This is a genomic window from Acinetobacter sp. AHP123, from assembly GCF_023757925.1.
GTDB classification, from domain to species: Bacteria; Pseudomonadota; Gammaproteobacteria; order Pseudomonadales; family Moraxellaceae; genus Acinetobacter; species Acinetobacter oleivorans.
Genome location: NZ_CP092454.1, coordinates 3,057,174 through 3,073,343, shown reverse-complemented (window position 1 = coordinate 3,073,343; position 16,170 = coordinate 3,057,174). Strand labels below are relative to the sequence as shown.

Genomic DNA, 16,170 nt, shown 5'->3' with positions numbered 1-16,170 from the left:
TCTAATTATCGAACTAATTTAATTATTTATCTGTGACGAAGAAGCAAGTAAACCTGTAGCATAATTCATAATTGATAAAACTAAATTATTTGCTTTTTCTTCTGATTCAGCCAAACGCCCTTCCAGTAAAAGATGAGACAACCCATGTACAAGGCTACAACTTAACATGGCTAATACTTCGACTTGAGCATCATTTTCGTTAACACCTAATATTGAAGCTGTTAATCGGTGTAACTGCGAATATGTACTATCTACGGCCTCTTTTAACTCAATAACTTCATTTCTTTGTAATTCAGGATTAAACATCAAACCAAAGAGATTACGATTATTTTTTGCGAAGTTAATATAGGCCAAACCAAATAATTTTAAAGCTTCAGTAGGAGAACTAGCACCTTGCAATGTTTGACTTTGCTCTTCTTGTAAGCGTTGGAATCCTTTGGCTGCTAATGCAGCCAAAAAACTATCTTTGTTTTCAAAATGACGATATACAGCATTGGCACTTACCCCAATTTTTCTTGCCATTTCTCTGAAACTAAGGCTCTCTACATCATTATTTTCTAGATGAACTAATCCTGCATTTAGTAATTCTTCACGTACATTTCCATGATGATAATTTGATTTTTGACTTAAATTTTCAGATTGCTTTAAAGGCATGTTGACACCGCGCACATAACACCAGCATAATGTGTGCACTGAACACATTATGTCACTATTGTTGTTTAAGTCTCATAAAAGACCCAATCATAATTCTCGTTCAGTAGAGCTGCTTAATACACATATTCCTTAGTGAAGAATTTCAAGAAAAACACTAAGCCTATGAAAATAACCTTTAAGCCAAGGAGCTGGTATGAACAATTTTAGAAGTATAAAACAGGCTTTCTTATTTACAATACCATTAATGTTGGTCAGTTCTCTTGTAAATGCCGAACTTAATGCCTTAGATGATAAAAGTTTAGCAAGCATAACTGGTCAAGCATTATTTAATCTAACCAATATTGCAGCTAATCAAAGTGGTAATCCAAATACAGATGTAGGTTTTTATCGTCTCGGAATGGAAGCACAAGTAGAGTTAAATGCAAATATTAAACGTTTACAGCTAGGTTGCGGTGGAACTAAAGGAGTGGGTTGTGACATTGATATTGAAAATATTAGTTTAGCAGGTGTCCTCCCCGTAAATGGCAGCTATGCAGGATCAGATGCAGTTATTACTAATCCTTTTATCGAGTTTGCTATAAAATCGCCGGACAAAGCTTCTACTCGAGAAATTGTCGGCTTTCGCCTTGGGGCATTAGGCATATTAGGCAAACTTGGATTGGGATCAAATACAGATTTAACAACATTAGCTGATGACACAGCAGGCATTAACTCTTTATCTGGTGATTTGAATTTAACACTTACGAATACTGTTCTGAAGAATGTAGTGATTGAAAATGGATTGATCACTACAGAAGCACATATTAATGATTATAACAAACCGCTTATTCTTAACCGCTCTACAACAGCAACGCTGGATAATGTAGTAGCTAAAACTGGTCCACTAAAACTATTAGGTATCTTAGATCTACCTTTAGGTTTAACTCTAAGTAATGCCACATTAAAAGATTATCCTTTATCTGGTTTCCACGAGATTTTACTAGCTCAGGATGCAGCAGGAACAATTCCTACTAGTGACACATCACTATCTTTACAAAAACAAGCGATCCAGTGGCAAAACATAAGTTCTGGTAGCTTCGAAAATACTGTAGCTGCTCAACCTGGATGGTGGCTTTCCTTACCGAAAGTTATTCTTACTGATATCGAGACACAACAGCGGATTGATGTTGGACTTGGGGAAGCACTCGGAGGTTTAGTTGGTCGAGAGTTAATTATTAATCCTATCGACTCTGGACAGGTAGGTATTAAAAACTGCTACGGGAACTTAAAGTTTTGCTAAGTAAAATTGCGTTCGAACCTTTATATGACCATTAAATTAAAAAAACTCATCGTTTTTATATCATTATTAGCAGGGCTAAATACAACCCAAGCTACCACAGTCTATAGGTCAATAAATATGTGCTCAGCTTCAGTCCAACATATACCTGATAATATCCAGAGTGCTATTTCTAAACTTAAAGTAGGCTCAATAGAGTCAAATAGTTCAAACATCGCTTTTATTATCGCTTCCGCAATTGCTGCAAAATACGATAAACAAATAGATTTAGACCTTATTACTGTTTATCTGCAGGCTCAACGAAATCTGAAAAATTTCCATTATTCCTTACTTGATATCAAGAAAACTTTCGAGAATTTCAATATATCAGTTGAGGCAAAAAAAAATGCATCGCCTTTTGATCTGTTAAATTTAAGTAATGAAATACTGATTGGTATTGATCAACAAGATCAGCTCTTTGCACTAGTTGGCTCGTCGCAAGAATATGTATATTTAATTTATGGAATCATGAATCGAAAAGCGTTGATCTGCCCTCTTAAAAAATCTTTATTTATTCAAAATTTCACTACAAATAAATTTTTAATTCTTAAATAAGTAACATAACGGGTAAATAAATTCTTTTTTAAGTTCCCCATTAAAATAAACTTATCTCTTTTATTTATTAAAATATGAAAAAGGCCCAAATCATAAAACTTAAGCCTTTTTGTTTTTAGATAAAGCTATACACCATCTTAAGATAAAAATTCTTTAATAGTTTCTTGCATACTTGTAGTGGTACGACCAATTAATTTGTGCAGGTCTTTGCTATCACTATATAAAGCATCTTTAGATACACCTTCATCTGAGTTAGCTAATATACTCGCAAAACCTTCTGGTAGACCCACTTGTATCAAGAGCTCCTTATATTCCTCTTCCGATAAATCTTGATAAGTTACATCTTGTTTAGTGATTTCACTTGTCCATCTTGCTACATCATCAAGGGTATAACTCGTATCACCAGCGAGTTCATATACTTTATTTTCATGCCCTTCTTGAGTTAATACTACAGCGGCAGCAGTCGCATAATCTAAGCGCGAAGCTGAAGCAATTTTACCGTGATGCGTTGCCCCAAAAATTTTGCCTTGTTCGACCGCTTGTGCAAGTCCCATTGCATAGTTTTCGCTGTACCAGTTATTCCGTAATACTGTATACGGAATATTCGCTGCTTTTAAATATTGTTCAGTCTCAATATGTTCTTGGGCTAATAGAAGCGGTGATATATCTGCTTTTAATAAACTCGTATAAGCAATAAATTTTACGTTTGCAAGTTTTGCTGCATCAATCACATTTTGGTGCTGTACTGTCCGTTGACCAATTTCACTCGATGAGATTAATAAAAGCTTATCAATACCTGATAATTGAACTGAAAGTTCATCTGCATTATGAGCATAGTCAAAAGCACGAACTTCGATCCCTTTTGAACTTAATTCTGCTGCTTTTTCTGGATTGCGCACTAATGCCACAATATTTTTTGCCTCAGTTCGTTCGAGTAATTGAGAAATAATAAGTTGGCCGAGCTGACCTGAGGCGCCAGTAATTGCAATACGCATGTTAATCTCCACTTGATGTAGTTGATATATTCCAATCATGGTAGTACCATAACTTACTAAAAGTAAGTACTTACCTAAAAGTAAGTTTAGAAATAAATGTAAAGTTTTGTAGTTAAGGTCATATACGATGAAAGGTTATGTTTTCGCAGCAAATTGTCCCTCTCGAAAAATTTTGTTGACTCTCACTAGCCGTTGGAGTGTTTTAATTTTAGTAGCGCTCAGAGACCAACGTCTGCGTTTTAATGAGTTAAAGAAAATTATTGATGGCATTAGTGAAAAGATGTTGGCACAAACCTTAAAAACACTTGAAAACGATGGTTTTATCTTACGTCAGGATTATGCAGAAATACCGCCTCGTGTAGACTATCAATTAACAGATTTTGGGCGAGAGGCTTCTGAACGACTCTTTGATTTAACTAGCTGGCTTGAAAATAATTTATCCGAATTATTAGAAAATCAGCCGAGTTCAGACATAGTGCAAAACTGACTTGAAAATATATAGATTATTGTATATTCAGGTTTTAGACTCGCTTGATTCGCCACTTTTTTGACACTATTTTTTAGTAACAAGATAGGGTTATTTTATAAAAAGATCTAAATAAAAAATTTAGATCTTTTTATAAAGAGTTCAAAATTTATTTCAAACCAAAAGTCTTTCTAATATTTTTATCAACCGGACCACTCGGCATAAATCGACGCAATTTGCTTAACAAAGATGCTTGTCCAGAAGGTGTACAGCGCATTTGCCAATCATTGAGTGCTGCTTTAACAATTGTATCAGCAACGCCATCGGGCTGAGGTGCTTGATCAATCTGTTTCAATACGGCACGACTAGCGAGATCACGCTCATTATTGTATTCAGGAATTTTTGAACTTACGCTGGGTGTGTTCTTGTCTAAATTTGTTTTAGTGAACGAAGGCTGAACAATGGATACACGAATTCCAAATTGGCGAAGCTCATGATCTAAAGACTCAGATAGCCCCTCAACTGCATGTTTAGTAGCTGAATACAGTCCCATATACGGTGAAGGAAGGAAACCCAATACTGAACTAACATTTATAATTCTTCCAAAATGCTGTATTCGCATATAAGGCAATACTGCTTGTGTCGTACGAAGAATACTAAATACATTAGTGTTAAATAAAAATTCGGCTTCTTTTATCGAGGTCTCCTCTACTGCGCCAATTAAGCTTGCTCCAGCATTATTAACTAAAATATCAATATGCCCAGCTTTATCAATAATAGAATGAATCCCGAGTTGGACAGAGTCTTCATCTGACACATCCATCTCGACAAGCTCAACGCCTTCTATAGGTTGAGCTTTGAGTTTATTTCTGACTGTACCGAAAACTTTATGGCCGAGTTTAGCAAATTTTTCTGCTGTAACGTGCCCAATGCCAGATGAAACACCTGTAATTACAACCACTTTTGAGTTTGACATACGAACTCCAATAACTTTTAAATTTGAAAATCTGATCATTAAACTGCTGGTTTAGCCCCGATCTTGAACCAGATTGAATACATTGCGGGCAGGAAAACCAAAGTCAAAATGGTTCCTGCAAGGGTTCCGCCAATGAGTGTGTAAGCAAGCGTTCCCCAAAACACTGAGTGAGTCAGAGGAATGAAAGCTAAAATAGCTGCTAAAGCTGTCAAAATTACAGGTCTGGCGCGTTGTACTGTGGCCTCAACTACCGCATTCAATGGATCAAGCCCAGCTTCTTTGTTTTGCTGAATCTGTCCAATTAAGATGAGCGTGTTACGCATCAAGATTCCAGACAATGCAATCAACCCGACTAATGCATTAATACCAAAGGGCTGCTGAAATAACAGAAGCGTTGGCACAACACCGATTAATCCCAACGGGCTGGTTAAAAACACCATAATCATTGCAGCGATAGACCTCACTTGAAGAATGATAATGAGTAGAGTCATGGCTAACATGATTGGAAAAATAGGAAGCATGGCTTTAGTGGCTTTACCTGACTCCTCAATAGAACCCGCCTCTACAATCTGATAACCCTTTGGTAAATCTTTAATGACTGGTTGAAGCTGTTTGGTAATTGCAGTAGATACATCCGGTGGTTGTAATCCTTCAGCAATATCTCCACGAACGGTCATTGTTGGCACCCGATCTCGACGTCGGATAACAGGTTCTTCCATCCGTACTTCAATTTTGCCAATTTGTGCTAAAGGAATACGTTGCCCATTTGCACCAGTCAGTGTGAAATCACCAATTTTTGCAGGGTCTAGCCTGATATCACCTGCTGAACGAGCAACAACTTGCACTGTACGAATATCTTCACGCACAGATGTAATTGGAATACCAGTTAACAAAAACTGTAATTGCTGTGCGACTGAACTTGATGTGAGACCAACTGCTTGTAGACGGTCTTGTTCCAAGGTGAAATGTAGGGCTGGCACACGAGTTCCCCAGTCCGTATTTACAGTTCGCATCATTGGGCTAGCATTCATAATTTGCTGAACCTGAGCTGCAATCACATGTAATTTTTCTGGATCAGGACCTGAAACTCGGTAAGCCACTGGATATGGCGAATAGGGTCCAAACACAAGTTGAGTTACACGTAGCTGTGCCTCAGTTGCAAGTCCATTTGAAATAGCTTGTCTTAAGCGGTGTTTTAAGGCTTCACGTTCTTCTTGATTGTCAGTTCGTACCACAATCTTGGCAAAGGATGGATCTGGTAACTCAGGCCCCATCGAAAAATAAAAACGAGGTGCACCTTGACCAATATACGATGTCACAATCTTTGCTTCATGTTGCTTAGATAACCAAGCTTCAACTTTTGCTGTCGCAGCACTTGTTTGCGTAATCGATGTACCATAAGGCATCTGTACTTCAACAAGTACTTCAGGTCGGTCAGAGATTGGAAAAAATTGTTTTTTCACCAATGCCATTCCACCGACGGCTAAAACAAATAATCCGATTACACTACCGGCAACAATCCATTTACGCGCAATCACGCGTTCAAGAATTTGACGGAAACGGTTATATCTTGGTGTGTCATAAATTGCAGTATGGCCACCTTCAATTTTTTTAAAATCAGGCAACATTTTCACACCCAAATAAGGTGTAAAAACTACAGCAACAATCCATGAGGCAATAAGTGCAATACCAACAATCCAAAACATATTGCTGGTGTATTCACCCGCACTAGATCGAGCAAAACCATTTGGCATGAACCCAACAGCGGTGACTAATGTTCCAGAAAGCATCGGCGCTGCCGTATGGCTCCATGCATAGGCGGAAGCTGCTATACGACTAAAGCCCTCTTCCATTTTTACGACCATCATTTCAATCGCAATAATAGCATCATCAACTAAAAGCCCTAAAGCAAGAATAAGAGAGCCAAGTGTAATCCGGTCAAAGTTTTTACCCGTTGCCAACATCACTACAAAAACAATAGCTAATGTGAGTGGTACAGCCATCGCAACCACGACGCCAACGCGCCAGCCCATACTAATAAAGCTTACAAACATAACCACAAGCAATGCTGCAAAGAACTTAATCATGAACTCATCTACCGATGAGCTAATATTGACTGCCTGATCAGTCACTTTGTTTAAACTAATGCCTAAAGGTAAATCTTCGTTGATGGAACTGACTTCTTTCTCTAATGATTTACCAAGATCTAAGCCATTCCATCCTTCGCGCATCACTACCCCTAACAGTAAGGTCGGTTCCCCACCATTACGAATCATGAATGTTGCAGGATCTTCAGTGCCACGTTTAACTGTCGCAATATCTGACAATTTCAAGGTGCGACCTTGAGCCGTTATTGGGGTGTCACGAATTTTTTGTAACTTGTCAAAAGCACCATCTAATCTGACAAAAACTTGAGGACCCTTAGTTTCAATGGAACCCGCAGGAGTAAGCACATTCTGATTATTCAGCGCAGCAAATACATCTTGCGGATTTACGCCTAGTGTTGCCAAACGCTCATGTGAAAATTCAATATAGATACGTTCAGATTGCTCACCAATAATATTGACTTTCTTTACGCCCGGCACATGAAGTAACTGCTGTCGAATTGTTTCTGCATCACGGACCAATAATCTTTGTGCTTCATTTTTTGCCTTTAATGAATATAAAGCAAAAGTTACATCTGCATATTCATCATTAACAAGGGGTCCAATTACACCGGCAGGTAAGTTGCTCATCTCGTCATTTACTTTCTTCCTTGCCTGATAAAATTCCTCCTGAACCTGTGATGGTGGGGTACTATCAAGTAAAGTCAGTGTCGTAAAAGCCAAGCCGGGTCTGGTATAAGTTTCTGTTCGATCGTACCAACGCAGCTCCTGCATCCGTTTTTCGATTTTTTCAGCAACTTGATCTTGCATCTCTTGAGAAGTTGCTCCAGGCCAAGCCGTCACAATGGTCATAACCTTCACTGTAAAAGCTGGATCTTCGGCTCGACCTAACTTGAAAAAAGCAACGATGCCAGCAATTGAAATCAAAAAAATCAGAAATAGCGTGATACCGCGTTCCCGAACAGCAAGGGCCGATAAGTTAAAACCTTTTTCACTCATGAGTGGTCCCCTTCATTTCCAACTGAAGGATGACTCGCTTGTGAGGCAATACGTACCAATTCACCTTCTCGAAGCAAATGCGCACCTAAAGCAACAATTCGATCTCCACTTTGAATATTGCCAGTAACATAGGCATATTCATCATCAAGCTGCTTAACAACAACAGGACGCCACGTTACTTTCTGAGTTTTTCCATTAATTACCCAGACTCCAGCTCCCTTACCCTTATCAAGTAAGGAACCGACTGGCACTTGTAAAAAATGTTGTGAACTCTGATTTTGATTGGAAATACGTACAGTAACCGTTGAACCTAAAGGAGCATTTGCTAAATCACCTTCTAAGACGAAACGGGCTTCAAAAGTACGAGTGAGTTGATCTGCTGTATTTGATAATTGTCTAAGTTTAGCTGGGACATTTATATTTTCTTTACCAAATAGTGTGGCTTGACCAATGGCGCCTATTGCAGGACGTAATGTTTCTGGAAGCTGAATGATTGCTTCTCTTTGACCAGAATGAGCTAAGCGAATGACTGTTTGACCCGCACTGACAACCTGACCTGGTTCGACCAGTGTTTCCATAATCGTACCATCACCATCCGCAATTAAATCGGCATAATGACTCGCATTTAAAGCGACCTTTGCCTGGGCTTGGGCAGAATTTAGCTGTGCTCTTGCTGTATCTGCCGCAGCTTTAATTTGATCATAAGCTGAAGCAGAGATAGCTCCACTTCCACTCAAATCACGATAGCGAGCTTCATCTTTATGAGCTTGCTCAGCACGCGCTCTAGCTGCATCCACAGCTTCCTGCTGGGCTTTGGCAGCAAGTTCTAAATCGACCGGATCAATACGCATCAGTAACTGACCGCGCTTTACTGTCTGCCCTGCTTCAACAAATCGTTTGATGACTTTACCAGAGACACGAAAACCCAGATCACTTTCTACCCGTGCCCCTATCGTGCCTGTGAATGCTCTTGAATCAGAAGTGATTTCGTCTTGTACAGTTGCGACTCGTACTAATGGAGCAGAAGTACGGGGGTCAGATTGCGTATTTTCAGCACAACCGAGCAAGAAAAAAGGAAATATACATATTGCTGTAAACGGAATAAGGCGACGATAAAGCATATTTGAGCCCCCCTTAAGAAATTAATCAGGAGACTCATTTTTAATCAAGTGACCAATTTAGTCAATAGTCACCAATCTATTATGGCGATAAACTTCTTAGTACAAGACTAGAAAGCAAGACAGGAGCATCGGTGTTATATGAAATACTATGTTGTAAAAGTAGTGGGTGCAGATAGGGTCTCATAACTAAATAAATAGCCTTAACTGCTTCATCAATTGGAGTTTTTCTTTCAAAATCACCAGATTGACGACCTTCTTGAATAATGTTTTGTAGTACTTTAAGAGTTCGATTTTCATAAGCGACTGTAGCATCCCATTTCTCGGAAGCAGCAGAAGCAGCAATTTCATAAAGCTTACGCTCTTGAGAAAATAAACGAAGGCTTGCTTCAACAATTACTTTAAATAACACCCTTAATTTTTCTGCGGGATACTCAGCTTCATTAATAGCTGTATTAACTTCATCTTCAATTTCACGTAAACAATTAGCACATATCATTTCGCCAATCGCTTGTTTAGATTCAAAAAATTTATAAATATAAGCTTTTGAAAAACCTATAGATTTTGCAAGATCAGAAACTGTGGTTTTCTCATAACCATAGCGGCTGAAATGCTCTGTAGCAGCACTCAGGATTTGATCTCTTACATCATGATCTTCTGGTCCTCGCTTTGAAACAGGATAACTACTTTTTTCTTTACTCATATTTTCAATTTAAACCTTTATCTGGAAGTGGCAGTTTAACTCTTGCGAAATAATATTGACAACTAGTGACTAAATTGTATTATAGTCACAATTAAACTATTGTTCAAAATCTCGCCTCGGGGGAAATATGTTATCTAGATCTATCGTTCTCCTACCCATCATCGTAAGTACTCTTACTGCGTGTACTGTAGGTCCTAATTATAAACGCCCTAATATATCTCTACCCGAGCAATACATTGGCACACCGTTAAAATCATCTAATGACAATAGCAAAACAGATATTGCCATATGGTGGCAAAGTTTTAACGATCCTCAACTTACTCGATATGTCACATTAGCGTTAAAACAAAATCTTGATCTGACCCAAGCATATACTCGAGTGACTCAAGCTCAGGCTGGATTATCGGCAGCTAATGCCTCTTTACAACCAATAGGTACTGTTGGCGCACAAGCAGCTAAAGTTTATCAATCTGTTGAAACACCCTTGGGACAAGTTTTAAATTCAATGCCAGATTTTGACCGACATGGTAGTTCTTATGAGGCAAATTTAAGTGCAACTTGGGAGTTAGATATTTTTGGAGGCCTTCGCAGAGATCGTGAAGCTGCTCTTGCAAATTATCAGTCTTCAAACGCAGGAGCCTCAGCCGTCCGTTTAATGGTTGCAGCTCAAACTGCCAATATCTATATTAATATTCGTGGCTTACAATCTCGGCTAGATATTGCCCATCAACAATTACAAACCCAACAACAACTTCTTTCAACTATTAATCTTTTATACAGCAAAGGATTAGCTTCCGAATTTCAAGTCAAACAAGCCAAAGCGAACGTCGCTCAAGTTCAAGCTGTTGTTCCTGTTCTTGGAATGAATCTAGACATTGCTATGAATGCCCTCGATGTCATGCTTGGAACCGTACCGGGAACTCATCGAGCAGAACTAGCAGAAGTAAAACCAATTCCAGTTATTCCTCAGATTACAGAAACCGGAACACCTCGTGATCTTTTACGTAGAAGACCAGATCTCATCATGGCTGAAAGACAATTGGCGGCTTCAAATGCACGCATTGGCAGTGCGATTGCAGAATATTATCCAAAGGTCTCTCTAGGCGGTTTGATAGGTAGTACAACCACAGCAAGTGGAAACTTATTTTCAAGTGGTGCGAATCAAGCTGCGGGCTTATTAGGTTTGCGTTGGCGCTTATTTGATTTTGGTCGAATTAATGCAGAAATTCGCTTAGCCAAGGGCCAAGAAGCCGAAAAGCTCGCAGCCTACCAATTAGCCGTCTTACATGCAGCGGAAGATGTAGAAAACTCATTATCAACTTTGTCCAAACGACAAGAACAGTTAATGGCTCTTCAAGATGGAGAAAATGCATTAAAGCATGCACAGAAAATTGCTTTAATTGCTTACCAGAAAGGAATTAACAGTCGAATAGAAGTATTACAAGCAGATTCAAACGCTTTGCAATTTTCAGATAGAAAACTTCAAGCACGAACTGATTCGGCCCTTGCAGCTGTAGCAGTTTACAAATCACTAGGTGGCGGCTGGCAACCAACTGATTATTAAAATCAAATTTCAAATAACTGAATGAGTATGAGTGATGAAAAGTAATTTAAATTGTTATAGCAAACCGGAGTAAGTGACATGACAGAAAAAAATAATTCTTGGGTCCTTGTGACTGGTGCATCAAGCGGTTTTGGTATCGAGTTTGCCAAACAATACGCAGCACAGGGTCGCTCGCTAATCTTAGTAGCACGTACCTTGACTAAACTTGAATCCATCGCTACGGAGTTACGCCAAAACTTCAATATTGAAGTCATTGTTGAACAAGTTGATCTTTCCTCTATTCCCGCAGTTACTGCATTACATCAGCGCTTACGTGAAAGAGATATTGTAGTTGATGTTTTGATCAATAACGCAGGCCATGGACTGCAAGGTCCATTTTTGGATGAGTCTCTAGATCATTCATTAGCAATGATCGATCTGGACATCCGCAGCTTGACAGCAATGACCCGCCTATTTGGCGAAGACATGCGTGCAAGAAAAAAAGGCAGCATATTAATGGTGGCTAGCTTGCTTTCGTATCAGGGCGTCAAGAATTTTGCTGTGTACTCCGCTGCTAAAGCCTATGTACTAAAGTTTTCCGATGCACTCCATCGTGAGTTCAAAAAGGATGGCGTCGTCGTTACAGCACTGTGCCCAGGCCTATCAGATACAGGGTTTGCGGCTGGAGCCAAACAAAAATTAACGCCGGCCTTAAAAATGATCATGATGCAGCCCAAGCCCGTAGTTCAGGCGGGAATTCAGGCACTTCAAGCCGGCCGTATGAGCGTAGTGCCAGGGTTTGGCAATAAAGCAATTGCCATCCTCGCTTGGGCAACTCCACGTTGGTTACACCAGACCATCATGGCTACCGTGATGGGAGTTTAGTCTCGTTAGGCTAGTTACTCATTTCACTGTGTAGCCAACCTTTCTGTCTAACTCATAAGCTTAAAAAAGAGTTAGCCAAGGATTGCACATCTTATTGATTGATAGTGCCCATACAAAATGATGTGGAGTTACAGCTCAATCGGTGGATTAAACGTATGTCTATACGAATAATGCCTTCGACTACCTGAACTCTCCAAGAAATATGAACACAAAACGTCTAACACACATTTTCACTTCAAGGAAAGATATAAAATGAAATTGAAAACATTAACTACAGCAATTATTTTAGTAATTTTACCTATGACAGAGGTATCTGCTGCATCTCTAGATCGTTCAGGTCAGTCTATCTCGGCATTCTTACAACCCGGTAATTACTTTGAAGCAGGTATTTCGATATTAGATCCACACGTTTCAGGTAAAGTGCGCAGTGAATATTCACCAAATGCAACGCCACCAAGCGTGATTGGTTTACAAAATACAAATATTAGCGATATGGGGGATGATTATTACTTCCCTAGCGCTGCGCTAAAACTACAATTAACAGACTATTTCTCTTTTGGTCTAATTTACGATCGACCATTTGGCGCCGATGTTACTTATTCGCTCTCTGACCCTGCATCAGCTGCTGCAGGTGGCTTAGGTCTATTTCATAATGGGAAAGAGTCACTGGAAGTTGAAGTAAAAACTCAAAGTATTTCATTGCTGCTTGGCTACCAACCTAATGAAAATTTTAATTTTTATGCAGGTCCCGTTTACCAAACAATTGAAGGTGATGCTCAATTTCGTGGCTTAGCATTTGGTGGTAATAACAGCTTTGGTGGATATAATCTCAACATTAAAGAAACTGGCGGTGTGGGCTGGTTGGCTGGTATTGCATATCAAATTCCAGAAATTGCATTAAAAGCATCTGTTACTTATCGCTCTGAAATTGATCATGAAATGACAATTAATGAGAGCTCTATTGCAACATTAGGGCAAAATATCGGTACTTTTATTAATATGAATAATGGCTTGGAGCAAACAAAAATTACTACGCCTCAATCTGTTAATCTAGATTTTCAAACAGGTATCATGTCGAATACAGTTGCATTTGCAAATGTGCGCTGGGTGAACTGGAAGGATTTCACAATCCGCCCTTATGCATTCGGTATAGCTTCAGAAGTCGCAGGACCCTCAGTTGGTAAACCAAATGGATTTGATCTAACTGCATATAGTGATGACCAATGGTCAGCAAATATTGGTATAGGCCGTAAATTAAGTGATCAATGGGCAGGAAACATTTCTATAGGTTGGGATTCTGGAGCAGGTAACCCTGTGACTGCATTAGGACCGACAGAAGGTTATTGGAATCTTGGCTTAGGTATGCAATTCAGTCCAACGCCACAGACATTCATTTCAGGTGGGGTGAAATATTTTTGGTTAGGCGATGCTAAATTACAAACTAGTGCGCAATTTGATACGCCAAATTATGTAGCGGAGTTTAAAGATAATTATGCTATCGCATATGGATTAAAAATGGGCTACAAGTTCTAATAATTGATAGTGAAAAAATATTTAAATGGCCTAAATCTTAAAATTAGCTGGCTTGATTTAACGGCTTTTAAGACTGACTGAGTTCTGTAACGTACAGGTCTCAGTCTATTAAATTTATTCAACGAAAATAATGGAATTAGATATATTGTAGTATATGGATTATGAGCTAAAACATATTAGTACTGCAGTCTTGTATTTTTTGAATAAGTAACCAAAACTAAAAAAAGTCACAACTCTATTAAGATGATAAATTTATTCATATAAGATCAGAAAACAGTCTTAGTACAGTGGGGTTTATTATTAATCCTCTGTTATAAAATAGCTACAAATAAGGTTTGATCACCAAGCAAATCGATTTGCCTGCTCCAGAAATTCAATTCTTTTTTAAATTATAAAGCCATATCATTTCGTGCAATACTTTTCTTGCTCCCACCCTACAAAAACTATTTAAAAAAACAATACCATATAGATTTAATTTCAGATTTAATAAATATCTTTTTAAAAAATCTGTAGTTTTTTCATACCCATATCGGCTAAGTACTTTATAGCAGCCTTCAGGATTTGATCTCTCATCTCTTGACCTTTTCCCCCTTACGTTAAAAAAGATAACTTTCTATTCAAAAATCATATTTTTATTTAATCCATTTTTGAAAATTACGGTTTAAATCGATCTATTACCATTGACAAATAGTGACTATATTCTAATATAGTCACAACAAGCATTTGGTAAATATGTTATCTAAAACTCTCACTGTCTTAACGGTATTTGCCAAATCTTTTAAATTTTCAGATAGAAAAAACTTCAAACACAAATTGATTCAGCCTTTGCTGTTTTGGCAGTTTATAAATCTCTGAGAGGCGTTTGGCAGGCTCAAAATTCAAGACAGTCTTATTTGTAGCCATGAACGAGAATTTATTAAGCGAGAGTCTGTTATGCAAGCACGATCTGTACGCCAATCATTAAATAAACAAGATTTAAATCATGCAATCTTAACTGGGCCAATTACCCCCACAATGTTAAAACTTGCTTTACCAACTATAACTGTTCTTTTCATACAGACATTGATTGGATTATTAGAAACATATTTCGTAAGTTCACTTGGAACTAGTGTAATGGCAGGTGTAGCCGTTGTGTTTCCAATTCTTATGCTTATGCAAATGCTGGCGAATGGTGGATTTGGTGGTGGTTTAGCTTCAGCAATTGCACGAGCTTCTGGAGCAGGTCGTTTAGATGATGTCCAAACGCTTGTCTGGCACGGTGTCATTCTTGCTGGTATTTTTGGAGGATTTTTTTCTATTGTAATGCTCACTTTTGGTCCGATCTTATATCATTTAATGGGAGTTACTGATTTAGCCTTAGATGCAGCATTAAAATATTCCAATATTATCTTCCTAGGTTCACCTCTCATATGGGCTGTAGCGTTACTATCAGCATCATTACGTGGTGCAGGTGATACAAAAACTCCAGCTCGTATTACATTGATAGGTGGTGTACTACTTCTACCAATGTCACCTCTTTTAATTTTTGGCTGGGGATTTATTCCTTCATTTGGTGTCACTGGCGCTGGATTGGCTGTGATAAGTTATTATATTTTCGCTCTTATATATTTGATTAAGCACATGCGTGCGGCAAATAGCATTATCAACTTATCTAGAAAACCTATCCATCCACAATTTTTTAAAGAGATTCTCGGGGTTGGTTCACTATCCGCAATTGGGGTAATTCAAGTTAATTTAACAGTGATTATTATCACAACTTTAGTAGGTCAATTTGGATCTAATGCAATTGCAGGATACGGTATTGCTTCCCGTTTGGACTATATACAAATTCCACTAATGTTTGGTATTGGTTCAGCCATTATGACGATGGTAGGGATTAACTATGGCGCTGGACAATTCCAAAGAGCCCAATATATAACATGGGTTGGAGCTTTTATTAGTTTCCTAATCACTGGTTCAATAGGTCTTTTCTTTAGCATTTTTCCCTCCCTATGGCTCAAACTTTTTAGTAATGATCAAATAGTTATACAAACTGGAATAACATACTTACAGCATGTAGCACCGTTTTATGGAGCTATAGGAATTGGTATGGCAATTTATTTTGCTGGTCAAGGCACAAAGCAATTATTAGGCCCCCTTATAGCAGGCACAATTAGAATGATCATTGCCGTATTTATTGGAAGTATTGCTGTATTACATTTTAACGTTGGCCTATCAACATTCTTTCAGATTCTAGCGCTAAGTGCTTTGGCATTTGGTTTAGTATCTTGTCTAGTAAACCTTATAAAAAATAAACATGGCTCTATTTAATAGAACTTTTAAA

The 16,170-nt window shown here is 38.4% G+C and carries 13 protein-coding genes; 7 read left to right on the top strand and 6 right to left on the bottom strand.

Annotated features, from left to right (window positions below):
• Positions 1-18: 18 nt before the first annotated feature.
• A complete protein-coding gene (locus MJX77_RS14650) occupies positions 19-654 on the bottom strand; it encodes a TetR/AcrR family transcriptional regulator (RefSeq protein WP_252059484.1) in 636 nt (211 codons plus the stop codon).
• A gap of 193 nt (positions 655-847) precedes the next feature.
• Here MJX77_RS14650 and MJX77_RS14645 point away from each other — a divergent pair, with 193 nt between their 5' ends.
• Positions 848-1,933 carry a hypothetical protein gene (locus MJX77_RS14645; protein ID WP_252059483.1) on the top strand — a complete coding sequence of 362 codons (1,086 nt, stop codon included), beginning with the start codon at positions 848-850 and terminating at the stop codon, positions 1,931-1,933.
• Between the two features lie 117 nt (positions 1,934-2,050).
• Positions 2,051-2,524, top strand: coding sequence for a hypothetical protein (locus MJX77_RS14640; protein WP_353619248.1), 474 nt, complete (start codon positions 2,051-2,053; stop codon positions 2,522-2,524).
• Between the two features lie 137 nt (positions 2,525-2,661).
• Here the strand turns inward: MJX77_RS14640 and MJX77_RS14635 are convergent, their stop codons facing one another.
• Complete coding sequence (locus tag MJX77_RS14635; protein WP_252059481.1) at positions 2,662-3,519, bottom strand: SDR family oxidoreductase; 858 nt, start codon at positions 3,517-3,519, stop codon at positions 2,662-2,664.
• Between the two features lie 127 nt (positions 3,520-3,646).
• Here MJX77_RS14635 and MJX77_RS14630 point away from each other — a divergent pair, with 127 nt between their 5' ends.
• A complete protein-coding gene (locus MJX77_RS14630) occupies positions 3,647-4,006 on the top strand; it encodes a winged helix-turn-helix transcriptional regulator (protein ID WP_252059480.1) in 360 nt (119 codons plus the stop codon).
• Between the two features lie 148 nt (positions 4,007-4,154).
• Here the strand turns inward: MJX77_RS14630 and MJX77_RS14625 are convergent, their stop codons facing one another.
• The 4 genes from MJX77_RS14625 to MJX77_RS14610 form a co-directional block, all read right to left on the bottom strand.
• Positions 4,155-4,961, bottom strand: a complete 807-nt coding sequence (locus MJX77_RS14625) for an oxidoreductase (protein ID WP_252059479.1) — start codon at positions 4,959-4,961, stop codon at positions 4,155-4,157.
• A 38-nt stretch (positions 4,962-4,999) separates the two neighbouring features.
• Positions 5,000-8,065 (bottom strand): efflux RND transporter permease subunit, encoded by a 3,066-nt coding sequence (locus MJX77_RS14620; RefSeq protein ID WP_252059478.1) that lies wholly within the window; start codon positions 8,063-8,065, stop codon positions 5,000-5,002.
• The gene (locus MJX77_RS14615; RefSeq protein WP_252059477.1) at positions 8,062-9,186 is read right to left on the bottom strand and encodes an efflux RND transporter periplasmic adaptor subunit; all 1,125 of its coding nucleotides are present in this window, start codon (positions 9,184-9,186) and stop codon (positions 8,062-8,064) included. The genes MJX77_RS14620 and MJX77_RS14615 overlap by 4 nt, the downstream gene beginning before the upstream one ends.
• Positions 9,187-9,265: 79 nt before the next feature.
• Positions 9,266-9,886: a TetR/AcrR family transcriptional regulator gene (locus tag MJX77_RS14610; RefSeq protein WP_252059476.1), complete on the bottom strand. Its 621-nt coding sequence runs from the start codon at positions 9,884-9,886 to the stop codon at positions 9,266-9,268.
• A 127-nt stretch (positions 9,887-10,013) separates the two neighbouring features.
• Between MJX77_RS14610 and MJX77_RS14605 the strand changes: the two genes are divergently transcribed.
• From MJX77_RS14605 to MJX77_RS14590, 4 genes are all read left to right on the top strand, one after another.
• Entirely contained in the window at positions 10,014-11,450 is a 1,437-nt protein-coding gene (locus tag MJX77_RS14605) for an efflux transporter outer membrane subunit (protein WP_249666599.1), read from the top strand.
• A gap of 78 nt (positions 11,451-11,528) precedes the next feature.
• Complete coding sequence (locus tag MJX77_RS14600; protein WP_249666598.1) at positions 11,529-12,314, top strand: SDR family NAD(P)-dependent oxidoreductase; 786 nt, start codon at positions 11,529-11,531, stop codon at positions 12,312-12,314.
• A gap of 252 nt (positions 12,315-12,566) precedes the next feature.
• On the top strand, positions 12,567-13,847 hold the full coding sequence (locus tag MJX77_RS14595; protein WP_252059475.1) for an OmpP1/FadL family transporter: 1,281 nt from the start codon (positions 12,567-12,569) through the stop codon (positions 13,845-13,847).
• A 933-nt stretch (positions 13,848-14,780) separates the two neighbouring features.
• Positions 14,781-16,157 carry an MATE family efflux transporter gene (locus MJX77_RS14590; protein ID WP_252059474.1) on the top strand — a complete coding sequence of 459 codons (1,377 nt, stop codon included), beginning with the start codon at positions 14,781-14,783 and terminating at the stop codon, positions 16,155-16,157.
• Positions 16,158-16,170 lie beyond the last annotated feature (13 nt).

What these genes read in the sequence shown, in the direction of transcription:
- MJX77_RS14630 (WP_252059480.1), top strand. Translation starts at nt 3,647, where the DNA reads ATGAAAGGTTATGTTTTCGCAGCAAATTGTCCCTCTCGAAAAATTTTG.
- MJX77_RS14590 (WP_252059474.1), top strand. Translation starts at nt 14,781, where the DNA reads ATGCAAGCACGATCTGTACGCCAATCATTAAATAAACAAGATTTAAAT.
- MJX77_RS14635 (WP_252059481.1), bottom strand. Translation starts at nt 3,519, where the DNA reads ATGCGTATTGCAATTACTGGCGCCTCAGGTCAGCTCGGCCAACTTATT.
- MJX77_RS14645 (WP_252059483.1), top strand. Translation starts at nt 848, where the DNA reads ATGAACAATTTTAGAAGTATAAAACAGGCTTTCTTATTTACAATACCA.
- MJX77_RS14600 (WP_249666598.1), top strand. Translation starts at nt 11,529, where the DNA reads ATGACAGAAAAAAATAATTCTTGGGTCCTTGTGACTGGTGCATCAAGC.
- MJX77_RS14595 (WP_252059475.1), top strand. Translation starts at nt 12,567, where the DNA reads ATGAAATTGAAAACATTAACTACAGCAATTATTTTAGTAATTTTACCT.
- MJX77_RS14620 (WP_252059478.1), bottom strand. Translation starts at nt 8,065, where the DNA reads ATGAGTGAAAAAGGTTTTAACTTATCGGCCCTTGCTGTTCGGGAACGC.
- MJX77_RS14615 (WP_252059477.1), bottom strand. Translation starts at nt 9,186, where the DNA reads ATGCTTTATCGTCGCCTTATTCCGTTTACAGCAATATGTATATTTCCT.
- MJX77_RS14640 (WP_353619248.1), top strand. Translation starts at nt 2,051, where the DNA reads ATGTGCTCAGCTTCAGTCCAACATATACCTGATAATATCCAGAGTGCT.
- MJX77_RS14610 (WP_252059476.1), bottom strand. Translation starts at nt 9,886, where the DNA reads ATGAGTAAAGAAAAAAGTAGTTATCCTGTTTCAAAGCGAGGACCAGAA.
- MJX77_RS14650 (WP_252059484.1), bottom strand. Translation starts at nt 654, where the DNA reads ATGCCTTTAAAGCAATCTGAAAATTTAAGTCAAAAATCAAATTATCAT.
- MJX77_RS14605 (WP_249666599.1), top strand. Translation starts at nt 10,014, where the DNA reads ATGTTATCTAGATCTATCGTTCTCCTACCCATCATCGTAAGTACTCTT.
- MJX77_RS14625 (WP_252059479.1), bottom strand. Translation starts at nt 4,961, where the DNA reads ATGTCAAACTCAAAAGTGGTTGTAATTACAGGTGTTTCATCTGGCATT.